The 15,645-nt window shown below is 63.2% G+C and carries 15 protein-coding genes; 7 read left to right on the forward strand and 8 right to left on the reverse strand.

The genetic code is table 11. The annotated features are described in order from the left end of the window. Nucleotides 1-28 precede the first annotated feature (28 nt). Complete coding sequence (locus tag EU803_RS08345; RefSeq protein ID WP_129681720.1) at nucleotides 29-1,138, forward strand: site-specific DNA-methyltransferase; 1,110 nt, start codon at nucleotides 29-31, stop codon at nucleotides 1,136-1,138. A 97-nt stretch (nucleotides 1,139-1,235) separates the two neighbouring features. Here EU803_RS08345 and EU803_RS08350 read toward each other — a convergent pair whose 3' ends face one another. Together EU803_RS08350 and mutY are read right to left on the reverse strand one after the other, a co-directional pair. After that, nucleotides 1,236-2,372 carry an alkane 1-monooxygenase gene (locus EU803_RS08350; RefSeq protein WP_129681721.1) on the reverse strand — a complete coding sequence of 379 codons (1,137 nt, stop codon included), beginning with the start codon at nucleotides 2,370-2,372 and terminating at the stop codon, nucleotides 1,236-1,238. Between the two features lie 64 nt (nucleotides 2,373-2,436). Continuing rightward, complete coding sequence (gene mutY / locus EU803_RS08355; RefSeq protein ID WP_129681723.1) at nucleotides 2,437-3,495, reverse strand: A/G-specific adenine glycosylase; 1,059 nt, start codon at nucleotides 3,493-3,495, stop codon at nucleotides 2,437-2,439. A 65-nt stretch (nucleotides 3,496-3,560) separates the two neighbouring features. On the opposite strand from mutY, the gene EU803_RS08360 reads away from it, so the two are divergent. Genes EU803_RS08360 through EU803_RS08370 form a run of 3 tightly spaced genes read left to right on the forward strand, consistent with a single transcriptional unit; the run spans nucleotide 3,561 to nucleotide 5,851 of the window. Next, nucleotides 3,561-4,091: a DUF721 domain-containing protein gene (locus EU803_RS08360; protein WP_129681725.1), complete on the forward strand. Its 531-nt coding sequence runs from the start codon at nucleotides 3,561-3,563 to the stop codon at nucleotides 4,089-4,091. Nucleotides 4,092-4,100: 9 nt separating this feature from the next. Next, nucleotides 4,101-4,730, forward strand: coding sequence for a thioredoxin domain-containing protein (locus EU803_RS08365; RefSeq protein ID WP_129681727.1), 630 nt, complete (start codon nucleotides 4,101-4,103; stop codon nucleotides 4,728-4,730). Beyond that, nucleotides 4,727-5,851, forward strand: a complete 1,125-nt coding sequence (locus tag EU803_RS08370; protein WP_129681729.1) for a CaiB/BaiF CoA-transferase family protein — start codon at nucleotides 4,727-4,729, stop codon at nucleotides 5,849-5,851. The genes EU803_RS08365 and EU803_RS08370 overlap by 4 nt, the downstream gene beginning before the upstream one ends. On the opposite strand, the gene lpxK is transcribed toward EU803_RS08370, so the two are convergent. The 4 genes from lpxK to EU803_RS08390 all read right to left on the reverse strand — a co-directional run bounded on the left by lpxK (nucleotide 5,848) and on the right by EU803_RS08390 (nucleotide 10,680). After that, nucleotides 5,848-6,858 (reverse strand): tetraacyldisaccharide 4'-kinase, encoded by a 1,011-nt coding sequence (lpxK, locus tag EU803_RS08375; RefSeq protein ID WP_129681731.1) that lies wholly within the window; start codon nucleotides 6,856-6,858, stop codon nucleotides 5,848-5,850. The two genes, EU803_RS08370 and lpxK, sit on opposite strands and share 4 nt — an antisense overlap. Beyond that, entirely contained in the window at nucleotides 6,855-8,081 is a 1,227-nt protein-coding gene (locus EU803_RS08380; RefSeq protein WP_129681733.1) for a glycosyltransferase N-terminal domain-containing protein, read from the reverse strand. Before EU803_RS08380 ends, lpxK begins: the two co-directional genes overlap by 4 nt. A gap of 101 nt (nucleotides 8,082-8,182) precedes the next feature. Then, the gene (locus EU803_RS08385; RefSeq protein ID WP_129681735.1) at nucleotides 8,183-9,373 is read right to left on the reverse strand and encodes a TIGR03862 family flavoprotein; all 1,191 of its coding nucleotides are present in this window, start codon (nucleotides 9,371-9,373) and stop codon (nucleotides 8,183-8,185) included. Next, complete coding sequence (locus tag EU803_RS08390) at nucleotides 9,370-10,680, reverse strand: mechanosensitive ion channel domain-containing protein (protein WP_129681737.1); 1,311 nt, start codon at nucleotides 10,678-10,680, stop codon at nucleotides 9,370-9,372. Before EU803_RS08390 ends, EU803_RS08385 begins: the two co-directional genes overlap by 4 nt. A gap of 44 nt (nucleotides 10,681-10,724) precedes the next feature. Between EU803_RS08390 and EU803_RS08395 the strand changes: the two genes are divergently transcribed. Then, on the forward strand, nucleotides 10,725-11,048 hold the full coding sequence (locus EU803_RS08395; protein WP_129681739.1) for an HNH endonuclease: 324 nt from the start codon (nucleotides 10,725-10,727) through the stop codon (nucleotides 11,046-11,048). On the opposite strand, the gene EU803_RS08400 is transcribed toward EU803_RS08395, so the two are convergent. Together EU803_RS08400 and EU803_RS08405 are read right to left on the reverse strand one after the other, a co-directional pair. Beyond that, nucleotides 11,045-11,650 (reverse strand): enoyl-CoA hydratase/isomerase family protein, encoded by a 606-nt coding sequence (locus EU803_RS08400; RefSeq protein ID WP_129681741.1) that lies wholly within the window; start codon nucleotides 11,648-11,650, stop codon nucleotides 11,045-11,047. The two genes, EU803_RS08395 and EU803_RS08400, sit on opposite strands and share 4 nt — an antisense overlap. After that, entirely contained in the window at nucleotides 11,647-12,396 is a 750-nt protein-coding gene (locus EU803_RS08405) for an SDR family oxidoreductase (protein WP_129681744.1), read from the reverse strand. The genes EU803_RS08400 and EU803_RS08405 overlap by 4 nt, the downstream gene beginning before the upstream one ends. A gap of 125 nt (nucleotides 12,397-12,521) precedes the next feature. Between EU803_RS08405 and EU803_RS08410 the strand changes: the two genes are divergently transcribed. Continuing rightward, on the forward strand, nucleotides 12,522-14,027 hold the full coding sequence (locus EU803_RS08410; RefSeq protein WP_129681746.1) for a DUF2125 domain-containing protein: 1,506 nt from the start codon (nucleotides 12,522-12,524) through the stop codon (nucleotides 14,025-14,027). Nucleotides 14,028-14,103: 76 nt separating this feature from the next. Next, on the forward strand, nucleotides 14,104-15,621 hold the full coding sequence (locus EU803_RS08415) for a hypothetical protein (RefSeq protein WP_129681748.1): 1,518 nt from the start codon (nucleotides 14,104-14,106) through the stop codon (nucleotides 15,619-15,621). Nucleotides 15,622-15,645: the final 24 nt, after the last annotated feature.

The raw sequence follows: 15,645 nt of genomic DNA on the forward strand, positions 1-15,645 counted from the left end.
GACAAACCGCCGGGATCAGAGGCAGAAAATGACGACGAAAACCAAGGAAAAGGGCGCCGCCGCGCTCCCGCTAAACACGATTCTTTCCGGGGACTGCATCGAGGTGATGAACAGTCTGCCCGAGTGTTCGGTCGACCTGATCTTCGCCGACCCGCCCTATAACCTGCAGCTGCGCGGCGATCTGCACCGCCCGGACAATTCCAAGGTGGACGCGGTCGACGATCATTGGGATCAGTTCGCCAGCTTCAAGGTCTATGACAATTTCACCCGTGACTGGCTGGCCGCAGCCCGCCGTATCCTGAAACCCAATGGCGCGATCTGGGTGATCGGCAGCTATCACAATGTGTTCCGCATGGGCGCCGAATTGCAGAACCAGGGGTTCTGGATCCTGAATGACGTGGTCTGGCGCAAATCGAACCCGATGCCGAATTTTCGGGGCAAGCGCCTGACCAACGCCCATGAAACCCTGATCTGGGCATCCAAGGCCGAAGGCGCGAAATACACGTTCAACTATGAAGCCCTGAAGGCGATGAACGACGGCGTGCAGATGCGGTCCGATTGGGTGATCCCGATCTGCACCGGTCACGAACGCCTGAAGGACGACAATGGGGACAAGGCCCACCCGACACAAAAGCCCGAGGCCCTGCTGCACCGGGTGATGGTCGCCACGACGAACCCCGGCGATGTGGTTCTGGACCCCTTCTTTGGCACCGGCACCACCGGTGCAGTCGCCAAGATGCTGGGCCGGGAATTCATCGGGATCGAACGCGAGGCCGCCTACCGCAAGGTCGCGGAAAAGCGTATCGCCAACGTCCGTAAATTCGACAAGGAAGCGCTGGAGGTTTCGACCTCCAAGCGGGCAGAACCGCGCGTTGCCTTTGGTGTGCTGGTTGAACGCGGGATGCTGCGTCCGGGCGAAGAACTGTGGAGCATCAATGGCCGTCACAAGGCCAAGGTGCGCGCCGACGGAACGTTGATCGGGTCCGATATCAAAGGGTCGATCCATCAGGTCGGCGCCCATCTCGAAGGCGCGCCCAGCTGCAATGGCTGGACCTACTGGCACTTCAAGCGCGATGGGCAAAGGGTGCCGATTGACCTTTTGCGCCAGCAGGTCCGCGCCGAGATGCGCGAACACTGATCTAGAAGTTTACCGAACTACCGCCGGTGCCTGTGGCCAATAGAACCACGGCACGAACTTCCCCGCCGTGTCCTACGGCGGGGTTTTTTCGTGTGCCCTAGCGCGGCATCGGGGTGGTGCCGGCCTTGTAGGGTTCCCAATCCGTGATCTCGGGGTAGTAGCGCGCGCGCCAGCTGCGGACCCGCGGGTTCATCACCCGCCGCCACAAGGGCGGAACAAGCGCGGCCAGCGTCATGATCGGATAGCCAAAGGGCAGCTGCGGGGCATCGGCATCGTCATAGGTTTGCAGCAGCGGGAACCGCCGGTCGGGTTTGTAGTGATGATCCGAATGGCGTTGCAGGTTGATCAGCAGCCAGTTGGACGCCCGGTGATCCGCATTCCACGAATGGCGCGGCAGAACGTGTTCGTATTTCCCTTCGCCCAGGTGCTTCCGGGTCAGTCCGTAGTGTTCCACGTAGTTGACCAGCTCCAGCTGGAACACGGCCCAGAAGGCCTGTGTCGCGAACATGAAGACGCCCCACCAGTTGCCGATCAGGTAGGACAGAACGACAAAACCCACCTCAAGCGCCCAATAGCGCCAGAACGGATTGATCGGGTGCCACCACGGCAGGGACTTGCGGGCCAGCATCGCCTGTTCAGCCCGGAAGGATGACACAAGGCTTTCGCGAAGCACCCTTGGGAAAAACCGGTGGAACCCTTCGTTGTAGCGGGCGGTCACCGGATCGCGGGGGGTGCCGACATAGCGGTGATGCACCAGCAGATGTTCCGACCGGAAATGGCCGTAAAGAACCGATCCCAGCAGGATATCCCCCAGCCAGCGTTCGAACCGGTTTCTCTGGTGCATCAATTCGTGGCTGTAGTTGATCCCGATCGTGCCCGAGACCACGCCCAGAACCGCGAACAAGGCCCATTCGCTGATGCCGTTCAGATGGTCGGAGCGGGTCACATAGGCCATGATCCCGAAGATGGTCAGCAATTGCAGCGGCACCCAGACCACCGTGACCAGTTGATACCAGAACAGGCCCTCGGGCGGGGTATCCAGATCCGCGTTGTCAGAGTAACGGCCAAGGATCGCATCCAGCCCGGAGAACAGATACCAAGTCGCCAGCGGCAAGAGCGCGATGGTCCAACCGCCCTGCGTCGCACTGATCCATGCCAGCGGGATCAACCCGAGCGACAGCCAGAACGGCAGGGCCCGCGTCAACCGGGACATCTGCTCTGCGGGAACGATCATCGGAACACCTCCACACCCTTCGACGGGCAAAGCCTAGCGTCAAAGGCCAGACTTGCCCAAGCGGTCAATTGCCGCTTTGCGCGAGGTCAAACACCTTCCGCATCACCGTTGGCAGATCAGAGGGGCGAAAATCGGGCGGGTCCAAGAAGTCGCCGCGCGCCGGGGTGCGATCCAGCGGAACGGTCGCCTTCATCACCGTCAGCCGCAGGTGGAAATGGGTGAATGTGTGCCGGACCTCTGCCCCGATATCACGCCATTCGCCGCGGATCGGTGGGGCCGGGTCTGGTGTGACCTCGGCCCAGTCGGTGCCGGGCCAACCGAGCATCCCGCCCAGCAGCCCACTGTCGGGCCGCCGTTCCAGAAGATAGGCCCCGTCGATGCGACGCGCGACATAGGCAATGCCGCGACGGACGGGCTTGGCCTTTTTCGGTTCTTTGCGGGGCAGGGTCGATGCGGTGCCTTCGGCCCGTGCCTTGCAGGGAACACGCCACGGGCAGATGCCGCAGGCCGGGTTCTTCGGGGTGCAGATCGTCGCGCCAAGGTCCATGACCGCCTGGGCATAGTCGCCGGGCCGATCTGTTGGGGTCAGGATCGCGGCAAGGTCTGTCAATTCCGCTTTGGCCGCAGGCAAGGGAGTGTGCACATCGTGCAGCCGCGCCATCACCCGTTCAACGTTGCCATCCACCACTGTCGCCGGTTCGTCAAAGGCAATCGCCGCGATGGCAGAGGCGGTGTAGGGGCCGATACCGGGAAGCGTGAGCAGCGCCGCGCGCGTGTCCGGAAACACGCCGCCATGATCGGCCACAACGGCCCGCGCACATTTCAGAAGGTTCCGGGCGCGGGCGTAATACCCAAGGCCCGCCCATTCGCCCATCACATCGGCATCCGCCGCCGCGGCCAGATCGGCCACCGTGGGCCAACGTGCCGTGAACCGGTGAAAATAATCGCGCACCGCGGCCACGGTGGTTTGCTGCAACATCACCTCGGACAGCCAGACGCGATAGGGATCGGGCCGGATGCCCGCCTTGCGGTCCGCCGGACCGATCCGCCACGGCATCACGCGGGCATGTCTGTCGTACCATTCCAGAAGATCGGCGCTTTGCGCCCTGACCTCGTCACGCAATGTTTATGCCCCTGTCCGCATGGTTTCGCTGGCACCTTCCGCCAAGGGGTCTAGAATAGTGCGCGATGGACAAAACGCCACGGCATAAAGGGACCACGCGCGGGTTTTCGAGGGTCGCAACGCTGACCCAATCGCGGATTCGCAAGGCGTCGGAAACCCGTGGATTCGCGCAAAGCCGCCTGTTGACCCATTGGGTCGAGGTTGTGGGCGAAGGGATCGCTGCCATTGCCCGCCCGGTCGAGGTTTCCTATGGCCGGGGCGGTCTTGGCGCGACGCTGACGCTTCTTACGACCGGCGCGCAGGCCCCGATGCTTGAGATGCAGAAGGACGCGATCCGGGAAAAGGTCAACGCCTGCTACGGATACAATGCCATCGCCCGGATTCGTGTGACCCAGACCGCGCCAACCGGCTTTGCCGAGGGCCGCGTCGAATTCACGCCTGCCCCGAAACGCGCCGCGCCGCCCGAAGCCGACCCCGAGGTAACCGCGCGGGCGGCGGAAATCGCCACTGGAATCGACAGCACGGAATTGCGACTTGCACTTGAACGGCTGGCGTCCAATGTTCTGACCAAATCGAAACGCAATCAAAATACATAAGGCCGATCCATGAACCGTCGCACCCTTCTTGCCAGTACCGCTGCCGCGTTTGCCTTGGGCACCGTCCGCACTTTCGCCCAAGAGGCGGCAGAGGCCGAGGCGCCCGCATCGCGCGTGGTCGAAATGACGATGGGTGCCGAAGACGCCCCGGTGACCGTTCTGGAATACGGGTCGTTCACCTGCCCGCATTGCGCGAGCTTCCATTCGGATTTCTTCAAGCAGATGAATGCCGACTACATTCAAACCGGGAAGGTCCGCTTTATCTATCGGGAACTGGTGCGCAACCGGGTGGATATCTGGGCCGGGATGCTGGCCCGCTGCGGCGATCCGATGCGCTATTTCGGGGTCAGTGACCTGCTGTTCGACAATCAGGAAACCTGGCTGTCCTCCGGCGACCCCGTGACCATCGCGGACGAGTTGCAGAAAATTGGTCTTGCCGCAGGCTACAGCGCTGACGACCTAGATGCCTGTTTCACCGATGCCGAACTGGCGCAAGAGATCCTTGCCACCAGTGAAGCGAATGCAGAGGCCGACGACATCACCGGCACGCCCACGGTCTTCATCAACGGGGAACGGCAGCGGCTGACCAACTATACCGATTTCGCCGCCGCAATCGACGCAGCCCTGCCCGCAGAATGACCCCGCTTGCAGGCCTGAAGGTCGTCGAACTGGCACGGATTCTGGCCGGCCCCTGGGCTGGCCAAACCCTTGCCGATCTGGGGGCCGAGGTTATCAAGGTCGAAAGCCCGGCTGGGGATGACACCCGCACATGGGGCCCGCCGTTCATCGAACGGGACGGCGACAAATCTGCCGCTTATTTCCACTGCTGCAATCGTGGCAAGAAATCCGTCTGCGTCGATTTCCGCACCCCTGAAGGGCAGGAACAGGTTCGCAGGCTGGTTGCCGACGCGGATGTGGTGATCGAAAATTTCAAGGTCGGCGGGTTGTCCAAATATGGTCTGGACTTCGCCAGCCTGTCCGCCGCCAACCCCGGCCTGATCTACTGTTCTGTCACCGGGTTCGGTCAAGATGGACCCTATGCCCACCGGGCCGGATACGACTATATCATTCAAGGCATGTCCGGCCTGATGTCGATCACCGGGGAACCGGATGGCCAGCCGCAAAAGGTCGGCGTCGCGATCACCGATATCTTTACCGGGGTCTACGCTGCCACGGCCATCCTTGCCGCGCTGCATCAGCGTGGACAGACCGGCAAGGGGCAGCACATCGACATGTCGCTGTTCGACGTCGCCACGTCCATCACCGCGAACCAGGCGATGAACTACCTGTCCATAGGCACGCCGCCGATGCGCATGGGCAACGCCCACCCGAACATCGTGCCTTATCAGGTCTTCGATTGCTTGGACGGGTTCATCATCATCGCGGTTGGCAACGATGGGCAGTTTGCCAAGCTTTGCACCCTGTTGGGATGTCCAGAGCTGGCCACCGACCCGGCCTATGTCACCAACGCGGATCGCCTTGAAAATCGTGCCGCCCTTGTTGACCAGCTGATGGCCCGTACGCGCAACTGGTCCAAGGCGGATCTTCTTGCCGGATGCGAGCGCGCGGGCGTGCCCGCCGGGCCGATCAACGACATGGAAGAGGTCTTTGCCGATCCGCAGATCGTGCACCGGGGGATGGAAATCCGTCCCGATGGCGTGCCCGGCGTCCGGACGCCGATCACCTTTTCCGGGGCACAGCTGTCGCTGGCCGACGCCTCGCCCAAGCTGGGGGAACATCAGGCCCTTCTGGACGACTAGGTCTTGGGGGCCAGCCCGATCTGGCCCAGCGCCGCGTCAAGCGCCGACCAATCGTCCAGTTCAAGCCGGACCGGCAGGCTCAGCACCTTGGGGCGAAAACTGTCGGGCAGACGGACCGCGTCTTTTTCCGTTGTGACAAGCTGGGCCACGCGGGCTTTTCCCTCGACCTCAAGCCGGGTCATCAGCGCTTCGGTCAGGGGTTGGTGATCCGTCAGCGCCTCGGCCCGGATCACCTCGGCCCCAAGGTCGCGCAGGGTGGCAAAGAATTTTTCGGGATGGCCGATCCCGGCAAAGGCGAGGACGCGCATCCCCTGCCAATGCATCCCGGTTTGCAGCGGGCGCAGCGTGCCGGTCGCATGCGACATGGCCACGGGAACCGCGCTGCCCCAGCGGTCGCGAAATCCGGCCTGATCTGACGGGTTGCCGATGGTCAAAAGCAAATCCCCCCGGGACAGCCCGACGGCCACCGGTTCGCGCAGTGGCCCCGCCGGAATGCAACGACCGTTGCCAAACCCTTTTCGTGCATCGACGACGATGATGGACAGATCCTTGTGAACCGCGGGGTTCTGAAACCCATCGTCCATCAGGATCACATTCGCGCCTGCCTCTTCGGCCGCCCGGATGCCCGCCGCGCGATCCCGCGCGATCCATGTCGGCGTGAAGGCCGCCAAGAGGAGGGGTTCGTCCCCCACATCTGCGGCCTTGTGCCCGCGTTCGTCGACCCGAACCGGCCCTTCCAACCGGCCGCCATGCCCGCGCGACACAACATGCACGGCCAGCCCCCAGCCGGTTAGTCGTTGCGCAAGGGCGATGGTGGTCGGCGTCTTTCCCGTGCCGCCCGCGTTCAGGTTTCCGATGCAGATGACAGGAACCCCGGCCCGATATCCCGGCCCGCGCCGCAACCGCCGTGCAGTTGCCCAACCATAAAGCCATCCAAGCGGCGCCAGCACCCGAGGCCAAAGCCCGGGCCTGTGCGGTGGCCTGAACCAGAACAGCGGCGTCTTCATGCGGCCTCCTCCGGCAAGTCGCTGGCGATCAGCCGGGCGGCCCGGTTCGTGGCTCCAGCCCCGCTTGAAATCACCTCCCATGCGGCATGGGCGACAAGGGCGGCCTTGTCCGGGGCAAGAAGCGTTTCAACCGCCTGTCCCAGCTCTTCCGCAGTTCGAATGGCCCGGGTCGCGCCGACGGCATCCAACTGTGCAAAGCGGCCGGGATGGGGTGTCGTCAGGGGGCCGTGGATCGTTGCCGATCCAAGCGCCGCCGCCGCAAACGGATCGGGGCTGCCACCACCGACAAGCGTATTGCCCATATAGGCAATGGGGGCCAGCCGATACCAAAGACCAAGTTCGGGCCCATCGTCAGCCACCAGAATTTGGGTGCCCTCTGTCAGGTCGGCACCGGTGCTTCGGCGGACGACCTGAAACCTCATCGCTTCGAAGCGTTCCGCAATCTCGGCCCCTTCTTCGGGGTGGCGGGCATCGAACACCAGCATCAACCGGTGCGCCCGGCGGGCGGCCTGACGATGCGCGGCGGCAATCTGGTTGACCTCCGCCAGCGTCGCCGACGCCGCGACCCAGACCGGCCGGGTCCCAAGGGCCGCGGCAAGATCGGTCCGGTCATCCTCTCGGCAAGAGAGAATTGGCGCGCCTTCATCAAGCCGCCCTGTCACCTCGATCCGGTCGCCCTTGTCAGATGTCAGTCGGGCAAGCCGGTTTCGGGTTTCCGCATCGACGGCAAGAATGTGATCGAACCGGTCAAGAACCGGCCCCGCGATCCGCGAAAACCACCACGACCCGATCCCCATGCCCAGGCTTTGATCGCGGGCATCCAGAAGAATGCGCCGTGCAATCCGGTCATCCGTTTCGACAATCAGACCGGGTTCAAGCGCCCCGCCGACCCACACGAGCGTATCGGGCGCCCAATGATCGATGAACCGTGCCACCCCCGCCGGCGTCGGGGCGGGTTCCTCGAGGAACAGGATGTGGGATGGGTTTCCGTCGTCCGGAATGACCTCTCCCTTGGGAAGGGTCGCGACAAAGGCGAAAGGGTCGCCGTCCGCACGGATCGCTTCGGCAAGGGCGACGGCGGCGGGGATACGATCCGCGCGCTGGAGGCGAAACCAGATCACACGTCCGGCCGGGCGGTTGGGCCAATCGACGCCGCCCCGGCCCGTCCGTTCGCCGGACCCGCGCAGCGCCAGAAAGGCCGCAAGTGTCAGGGACCGTGCCATGACGTCAGCCGCGACAGACCAGGATTTGCATCCGGCGTCGATGATCGGCACGCGCTGTTGCTGTCACGGTCAGCTCCTTCCCGATGGGCATGGGCGCCAACCTATGCGCCGCCCGATGCATCGGCAAGAGAGGCCCCTGCATGGGCCGCAGCAGCCCGCCCGGCCCAGCGCCCGGTGGCAAGGCAGCCGGTGATCAGATAGCCCCCGGTCGGCGCCTCCCAGTCGAGCATTTCACCCGCGCAGAACACACCGGGGCGGTCCTTCAGCATCAACCCTTCGGTCAGGGCGGAAAACCGGACACCGCCCGCGGTCGAGATTGCCTCGTCCATGGGGCGGGGTCCGTCAATGCGTAGGGGCAGTGCCTTGATAACCGGGGCAAGGTCATCGGCAAACGGGCGCCCGAATTCATTGAGAAGGGCCAGTTTCACACCCTGAAGCCCAAGCACCTTGCGCAGGTGGTTCGACTGGCTGGCCTTTCCGCGCGGACGGGCCAGACGGGTTCGGACATCGGCAAGGGTCAGGTCGGGACAAAGGTCGAGATGCAGGGCAGCCCCTTCGCGGATTGCACGAGACACGGAATAGATCCCGCCACCTTCGATCCCCTGCGCAGATACGACAAACTCACCCCGTTCGATCCTGTCGCCCGCGACAAGAGCGCAGCCCTTCACCGGCGCCCCGAAAAACGGCTCCATATGGGCGGACCAGTTCACCTGAAACCCCATATTGGCCGGGGCAAAGGGCGCAACGGTCTCCTTTGGCAGATACGCCACCCAATCGCCGCGCGATCCCAGCCGCGCCCAGCTTGCGCCGCCCAGCGCCAGAACCGCCGCGTCGGGCGTCAGATGCACCGGACCTTCGGGCGTGTCGAATTGCAACGCCGCACCGTCAAAGCCGGTCCAGCGCCACCGGGTCCGCAGGTCCACCCCAAGATCGGCCAGCCGCCGTAGCCATGCCCGCAATAGCGGCGACGCCTTCATGACCTTAGGAAAAACCCGACCCGTCGAACCGACAAAAACCTCCTGCCCGAGACCTTCGGCGAATTCGATCACCTGTTCAGGCCCGAAGGATCGCAGGATCGGGATCATTGCAGGATCAATCTCCCCGTAGGCCGCAATGAACTGATCCACCGGTTCGGACTTGGTCAGGTTCAGCCCCGATTTCCCGGCCATCAGGAATTTCCGGGCGACAGAGGGCATCGCCTCTGCCAGCGTGACCTGCATCCCTGCCTTGGCCATCGCTTCGGCCGCGGCCAGACCGGCGGGGCCGGCGCCGATCACCACCCCCCGTGTCACGAGGTTTTCGGCAGGTCCGGGACAGCGCCCCGGAATTCGACAACACGATGCGGATAGGGAATTTCGATCCCGGCGTCCTTCAGCGCGTTCCAGACGATGAACCGGATCTGGCTGGTGTATTTGTTGCGGCCATCGTCGATCCCGTTGACCCAGAATTCGACTGCAAAATCGACCCCGCTGTCGCCAAACCCGCGCAATTCGCAATCGGGCGCATCAGGTTCCGTCAGAACGGCGGGGTGCTTGGCCACTGCCGCCTCGATGATGTCGGGCACCTTGTTGATGTCCGTGTCGTAGGAGACCGAGAATTCGACCTCGTAGCGGTTGGCCGACCCCTGATCGGAATAATTGACGACCCGCGTGGTGATGAAATGTTCGTTCGGAACCACGATCCAGCGGCCATCGAAGGTTTCAAGGATGGTGACCCGCATGGTCATCCTGACGATGGTCCCCGCCTCGCCTCCGTCCAGTTCGACATAGTCGCCGACAGTTGCCTGCCCTTCCAAAAGCAGGATGATGCCCGAAATGAAATTCGACGCGATCTGTTGCAGGCCAAACCCGATCCCGACACCGACTGCGCCCCCAAGAACGGCAAGCGAGGTCAGGCTGACCCCCATGATATTCATCAGGACAAGGAAGGCCGCGCCGAAAATGGCAATCTCGGCGGCCTTGATCGCCAGCTGCCGGGTCGCGGGCCGCATGTCTTCCTGTTGCTTCAGGATCTGGGTCGATTGTTCGTTCGACCAGCGACCGAACCAGAAGATCACGCCCCCGACAACGATGAACTTTGACAGCCAAAGCAGGTCAAACGACAGGTTGCCCAAGGGCACCACGGTCGATTCCAGCTTTTCCGTCACGAAGGGCCACAGCCCAAGCGCATAGGCCGCGCCGGCGGGGATCAGGACGTAGCGCCCAAGGAACCGCAAGAACGGATCGGAGAGCATGTCGCGGGCGAAAGCCCGGATCGCAAGGAACAGGAATACCCGCTTGCCAAAGGCGATGACCGCGCCGGACCCGAACAGGGACCGGGTGACGCTTTCGCCGATGGCCGTGAACGCATAGGCCGCAAGCGGCAGCACCAAGGGCAGGAACATCAGGACGAAACGGCGCCCCTTGGCGATAATCGAAGTGTCATCGTCCTTGGGTGTCAGCAGCCGTTCGATCTGCGGCGTGACATGTTTGTTGACCAGAACCGCTGCCACATAGGCCGCCACCAGAAGCCCGAATTGCGACCAGGCCGCGGGCGACAGAAGCCAAGCCTTGGCGATGTCCCACCCGTCCATTGCGTATTGCTGAAGCTGTTCGATCATCGGTCACCCACCACTTGCCAACCAAGCTATCCGTGCCATCCTCCATGCCTGTTCCCGCATGTCAGGACAAGCCCGTGACCACGCCAGACCCGATTTGCGCCCTCTGCGGCCGCCCAATTCCCCAAGGTGTTGCCCAATCCCGCCATCACCTCGTGCCCCGGCTGAAAGGCGGCAAGGGGGGCGAGACGGTTATGTTGCATCACATCTGCCACAAAGAAATCCACGCGGCCCTGACCGAGGCGGAACTGGCCCGCGCTTTCCACACCGTCGAGGCTTTGCGCGGGCATCCCCGGCTGGCAAAGTTCATCGAATGGGTCCGCAGGCGCCCGCCGGGGTTTCTGTCACGCACGCCGGGTCGGCGGCGCTAGTCCCCGATCAGCCCCTTGATCCCCGCGATATGGCCCGGATCGGCGGCAAGGGCGTCGGTTGCGATGCTCCGCGCCTCGGCCAGCGGGTCGTCGGAAATCCGGTCGATCAACCCGAAGGACAGCGCTGTTTCGGCATCAATCTTCTGCCCGCCCATCAACAGAAGCTTGGCCCGCGCCGGTCCGACAAGCGCCGCCATTCGGGCTGGGTCTGACGGTTGCGGCAGAAAGCCCAACTTCATGACCGGGTAGAAGAACTTTGCCCCGGCAGCCGCGACCCGAAGATCGCAGGCCAGCGCCATGCCGAATGCCCCGCCCGCAAGGGTGCCGTTCAGCGCGGCGATGGTGAGGCCCGGCAAGGCGGCGATGGCGCCCGACAGCCGTTCCCAGACCGGATCGGTCGCCAACCCGGCGCGGGCCTCGTCCAGATCGGCCCCGGCACTGAACACCTTGCCCGTGCCGGTCAGAATCAGGACCTTGGCCGCCTGTGCCTCCTCCGCGATATCGGCAAGGTCGCCCAGCATCGCGCGGGTCAGCGAATTGGCCTTGTCCGGCCGTTCGATCGTGACGACCCAAAGGTCACCGTCTTTGTCCAGCCGGATCATGCGACACCGACCTTCCGGCGAATATCCGGGTCACGCAGGGACACGTCATCGCCCAGCCACCCATCGGCCTCGGCTCCACACATCCAGACCAGCGCCTCGGCCGCCCACTCGGGCGGGATATGTTCGGACCAATCCAACTTTGCGACAGGGCCAAGGCCAGACTCCTTGATCTCGCGCTGCATTTGCGTGGCGACGGTACCCGGCGACAGACCCAATGCGCGAATGCCCTGCCCCCCGTATTCCTTGTGCAAGGATCGGGTCAGCATGTAGGCCCCGGCCTTTGACGCGCAATAGGCCGACCAGTTGTCGACGGGGCTATGGGCGGCCCCCGACGACACGGTCAGGATCGTTCCGCCCCCGGCCTTCAGCATCACCGGCAAGGCCGCCTGCATTCCATAGAAGACACCCTTGAGGTTCACATCAATCGTGCGGGACCATTGGTCAGGGTCCGCGTCGGCGATGGGGGCCATCGGGTCGATCATCCCCGCGTTGCCGATGAAGATGTCCAGACCACCGAACTGCTCGACGGTCTGGGCGACTGCGCGGGCAACGGCAAAGCGGTCCGCGACATCACAGGGGATGGCCAGCGCCGCGGGTCCGATCTCTGCCGCGATCTTTCCGATCTCATCGGCGCGACGTGCCAGAAGTGCCACCTTCGCGCCTCTGGCGGCAAAGGCGCGGGCAGCGGCCTCTCCGATACCACGGCTGGCGCCCGTGATCGCGACACTCTTTCCCTCTAGGGACATGGATAACTTCTCCGTGATTTCCGATTCAGGTCGCACCGGGTGACCGGGGTCCAGAATTCCCCACCTTGACCCCGGGAGCAAGGCGGAGGAACCTTTGTCCAACAGAGATTGGAAAGGAATTCCCCATGTCACCAAATCATTTCATCCGCAGTTCCGCATGTGTCGCCGCCCTGCTGGCCGGTACCACCGTCATGGCCGACGTCACCGCCGAGGAGGTCTGGGCCAATTGGATGGCGCAGATGGACGTCTACGGTCAGGACGGTATTTCGGTCGGGTCGCAAACCTATTCGGGCGGCGTGCTGACGATCAGCGGCCTCTCGATGAACATGGTGAACGAGGAAATGACCGTCGCGGCCAGCTTCGATGACATCACCCTGACCGAAAACGGCGATGGCACCGTGACCGTCGTCATGCCCGAGGTGACGCCGATCACCATCAACCCCACCGGCGAGGCAGAGACTGACCGGATCGTCGCGACGGTGCGGACCGTTGGGGCAGAGATGGTCGTTTCCGGAACCCCCGAGGCGATGCAATACGACGTCAGCGCCGACCGCTACAGCGTCACCATCGACGAGGCGCTGGAAGACGGCGAACCGATGCCCCTGACCCTTCAGGCCAACATGAACGACGTTTCGTCGCGGCAGATGGTGACCGAGGCCGACGGAATGCGCACGACCGATGTCGAGATGACCGCCGCCTCCTTCGATATCCTTCTCGCGGCGCAAGATGGATCCGAAGGGATCGACATGTCCGGTCAGGTGACGAACATGGCACTGTCCGGCGGTTCAACCATGCCGCTCGACTATGATCCCGCACGTCCGGAAGAGATGTTCATGATGGGGTTTGCCACCGACCTCGACTATACCGCCGGGACGTCGAATTTCATCATGGCAGTCACCGATTATTCCGGCACCACGAACATCACCTCCGCGTCCTCGGACAGCAGCTTTGCACTGTCCATGGACAAGGAGAATTTTGGCCTTGGTTTCGGTGCCGAGAATGTCGCGATCAGCGTCATGGGCGGCCAGGTGCCTTTCCCGGTGGATCTTTCGCTCGCGGAATACGGGGCCAGCATCGACATGCCGATGACCCGGACGGAAGAGCCCGTGCCCTTCGGCATGTCGATCAACCTGACCGAACTTGCCGTGAACGACATGATCTGGATGATGCTCGATCCGGGCAGCATGTTGCCGCATGACCCGGCAACCGCGCAAATCGACCTGACCGGCACGACCAAGCTGTTCTTCGATATCCTCGATCGGGAGCAGGCCATGGCGATGGAGAACGCCGAGGTGCCGGGCGAGCTGCACTCCCTCACACTCAACGATCTGAACCTGTCCATCGCCGGGGCGATGGTCAGCGGTCAGGGCAGCTTTGAGTTTGACAACTCCGACATGATGACCTTTGGCGGCATGCCCCGCCCGGAAGGCAAGCTGGAGCTGGAAGGCAAGGGCCTGAACGGTCTGATGGATACGCTCGTCGCGATGGGTTACGTGCCCGAAGAACAGGTGATGGGCTTCCGGATGATGATGGGGATGTTCGCGACCGTCGTGGGCGATGACCACCTGACCTCGACCCTCGAAGTCAACTCCGAGGCGCATGTCCTCGTGAATGGGCAGCGCATCCAGTAACGCCGCCGTTTCGCAGAATTGCCCGTCCCGGTCTGACCGGGGCGGGTTTCTTTTCCGATCAGACAGGTTTTCGACGATGCAGCGTTTCCCGAGTGCCATTTCCCTTTTCGCCGCTCTCAGCTTTGGCATGCCCGCCTTGGCAGAGGTGACAGCCGATGATGTCTGGACGAATATGCAGGCACAGACCCGCGCAATGGGCGCGACCCTGACGGCGAAACAATCGAGAACCGGCGAGACGGTGACGGTTGAGGCGCAGACCATTGCCTGGACCCTGCCCGAAGGCATCGGTTCCCTGACCCTGACAGCCCCCGGATTCGCCATGGTCGAACAGGGCGATGGGACGGTGCAGATCCTCTATCAAGCGACGCAGACCTATCGCATGGATCTGGTCATCGAAGGTGACACGGCAACGCTGGACGTTCGAATGGATGGCGCGACGCCGCACATGACGGCAAGCGGCGATCCCGGCGACATAACCTATTCAGTGCACGTGGCGGGTGGAATGACCGCGGCGGTTTCCACGCACGCACCGGGAGAAGCTCCGGTCACGATTGACGTTGTTGTCGAGGGCGGCGAAGCAGAGATTCAGTATCGCGTGACCGAGGGCCCACTACTTGCGATCGCCGGACAGGCCACAAGCCTCCCCGGTCGGTTCGACGCCGAAATGCAAATGGGGGCAGAGGTCGCAGGCACTGTTTTTGGAACCGTGGGCGGGGCGGAGAGCAGTTTCGAACTGAACTTGCCGTCCGACGGATTTGACATCCTCAACGTCGCCGCTGCCCTTCGGGCAGGCCTCTCCCTCGATCTGAAAAGCGCGCTTGAAAGCAGCGATTACACGGTCAACCTAGACTTCTATGGCCAGCCCTTCTCGGAAGAACGGCGCTGGTCCGGGGCGAACCACGCGCATTTTTCTTTGGATGAAAACCGGCTGTTTTATGACGCAAGCGGTGTCGATGCTGGCATCGTCATGAAGGGTGAAAACGAATTTGACTCGCCGGTCGACATTGCGTTCGAGGCTGCGGCGGCCAGCGCCCTTCTCGACATCCCGGTCAGCGGGCGGGATGACCCGCAGCCGTTCGCGCTGCGCTTTAGCTTCGACGGGTTGCGGATGGGGCCGGGACTGTGGTCTCTATTCGATCCAGCCAAGGCGATCCCCCGCGATCCGGCAAGCATTGACCTTGACCTCAGCGGCATGGTGCGGAACCGGGTCGACCTTCTGAATTTCCGTCAGTTCGTGGGGGATGTCTCTGGTTTGCCCGAACCTGAACTGATCTCGCTTGCCCTGTCGCGGTTCGCGATGACCGGTGCCGGAACCGCGACCGAGGCCACAGGGGCGTTTACCTTCGACAACACCGACATCGAAACCTTCGACGGGCTTCCACGCCCGGAAGGCGCCGCAACTTATGAGATTTCCGGCGTCGAAGGGTTGATCGACACGCTCTTGTCCATGGGTGCGATCGCGCAGGAAGACGCCCTTGGCGCCCGCCTGGGTCTTGGCATGGTCACGGATAGTGTCGGCGAGGATCAGTATCGCGGCGCGGTCGAAATCAACGAACAGGGCCATGCGATCGTGAATGGTCAGAGGATGCGCTGAACCTTGCAGGTCCGGCGGGCAGGC

It is taken from the genome of Loktanella sp. IMCC34160 (assembly GCF_004145845.1).
In the GTDB taxonomy this organism is placed as follows: domain Bacteria; phylum Pseudomonadota; class Alphaproteobacteria; order Rhodobacterales; family Rhodobacteraceae; genus SELP01.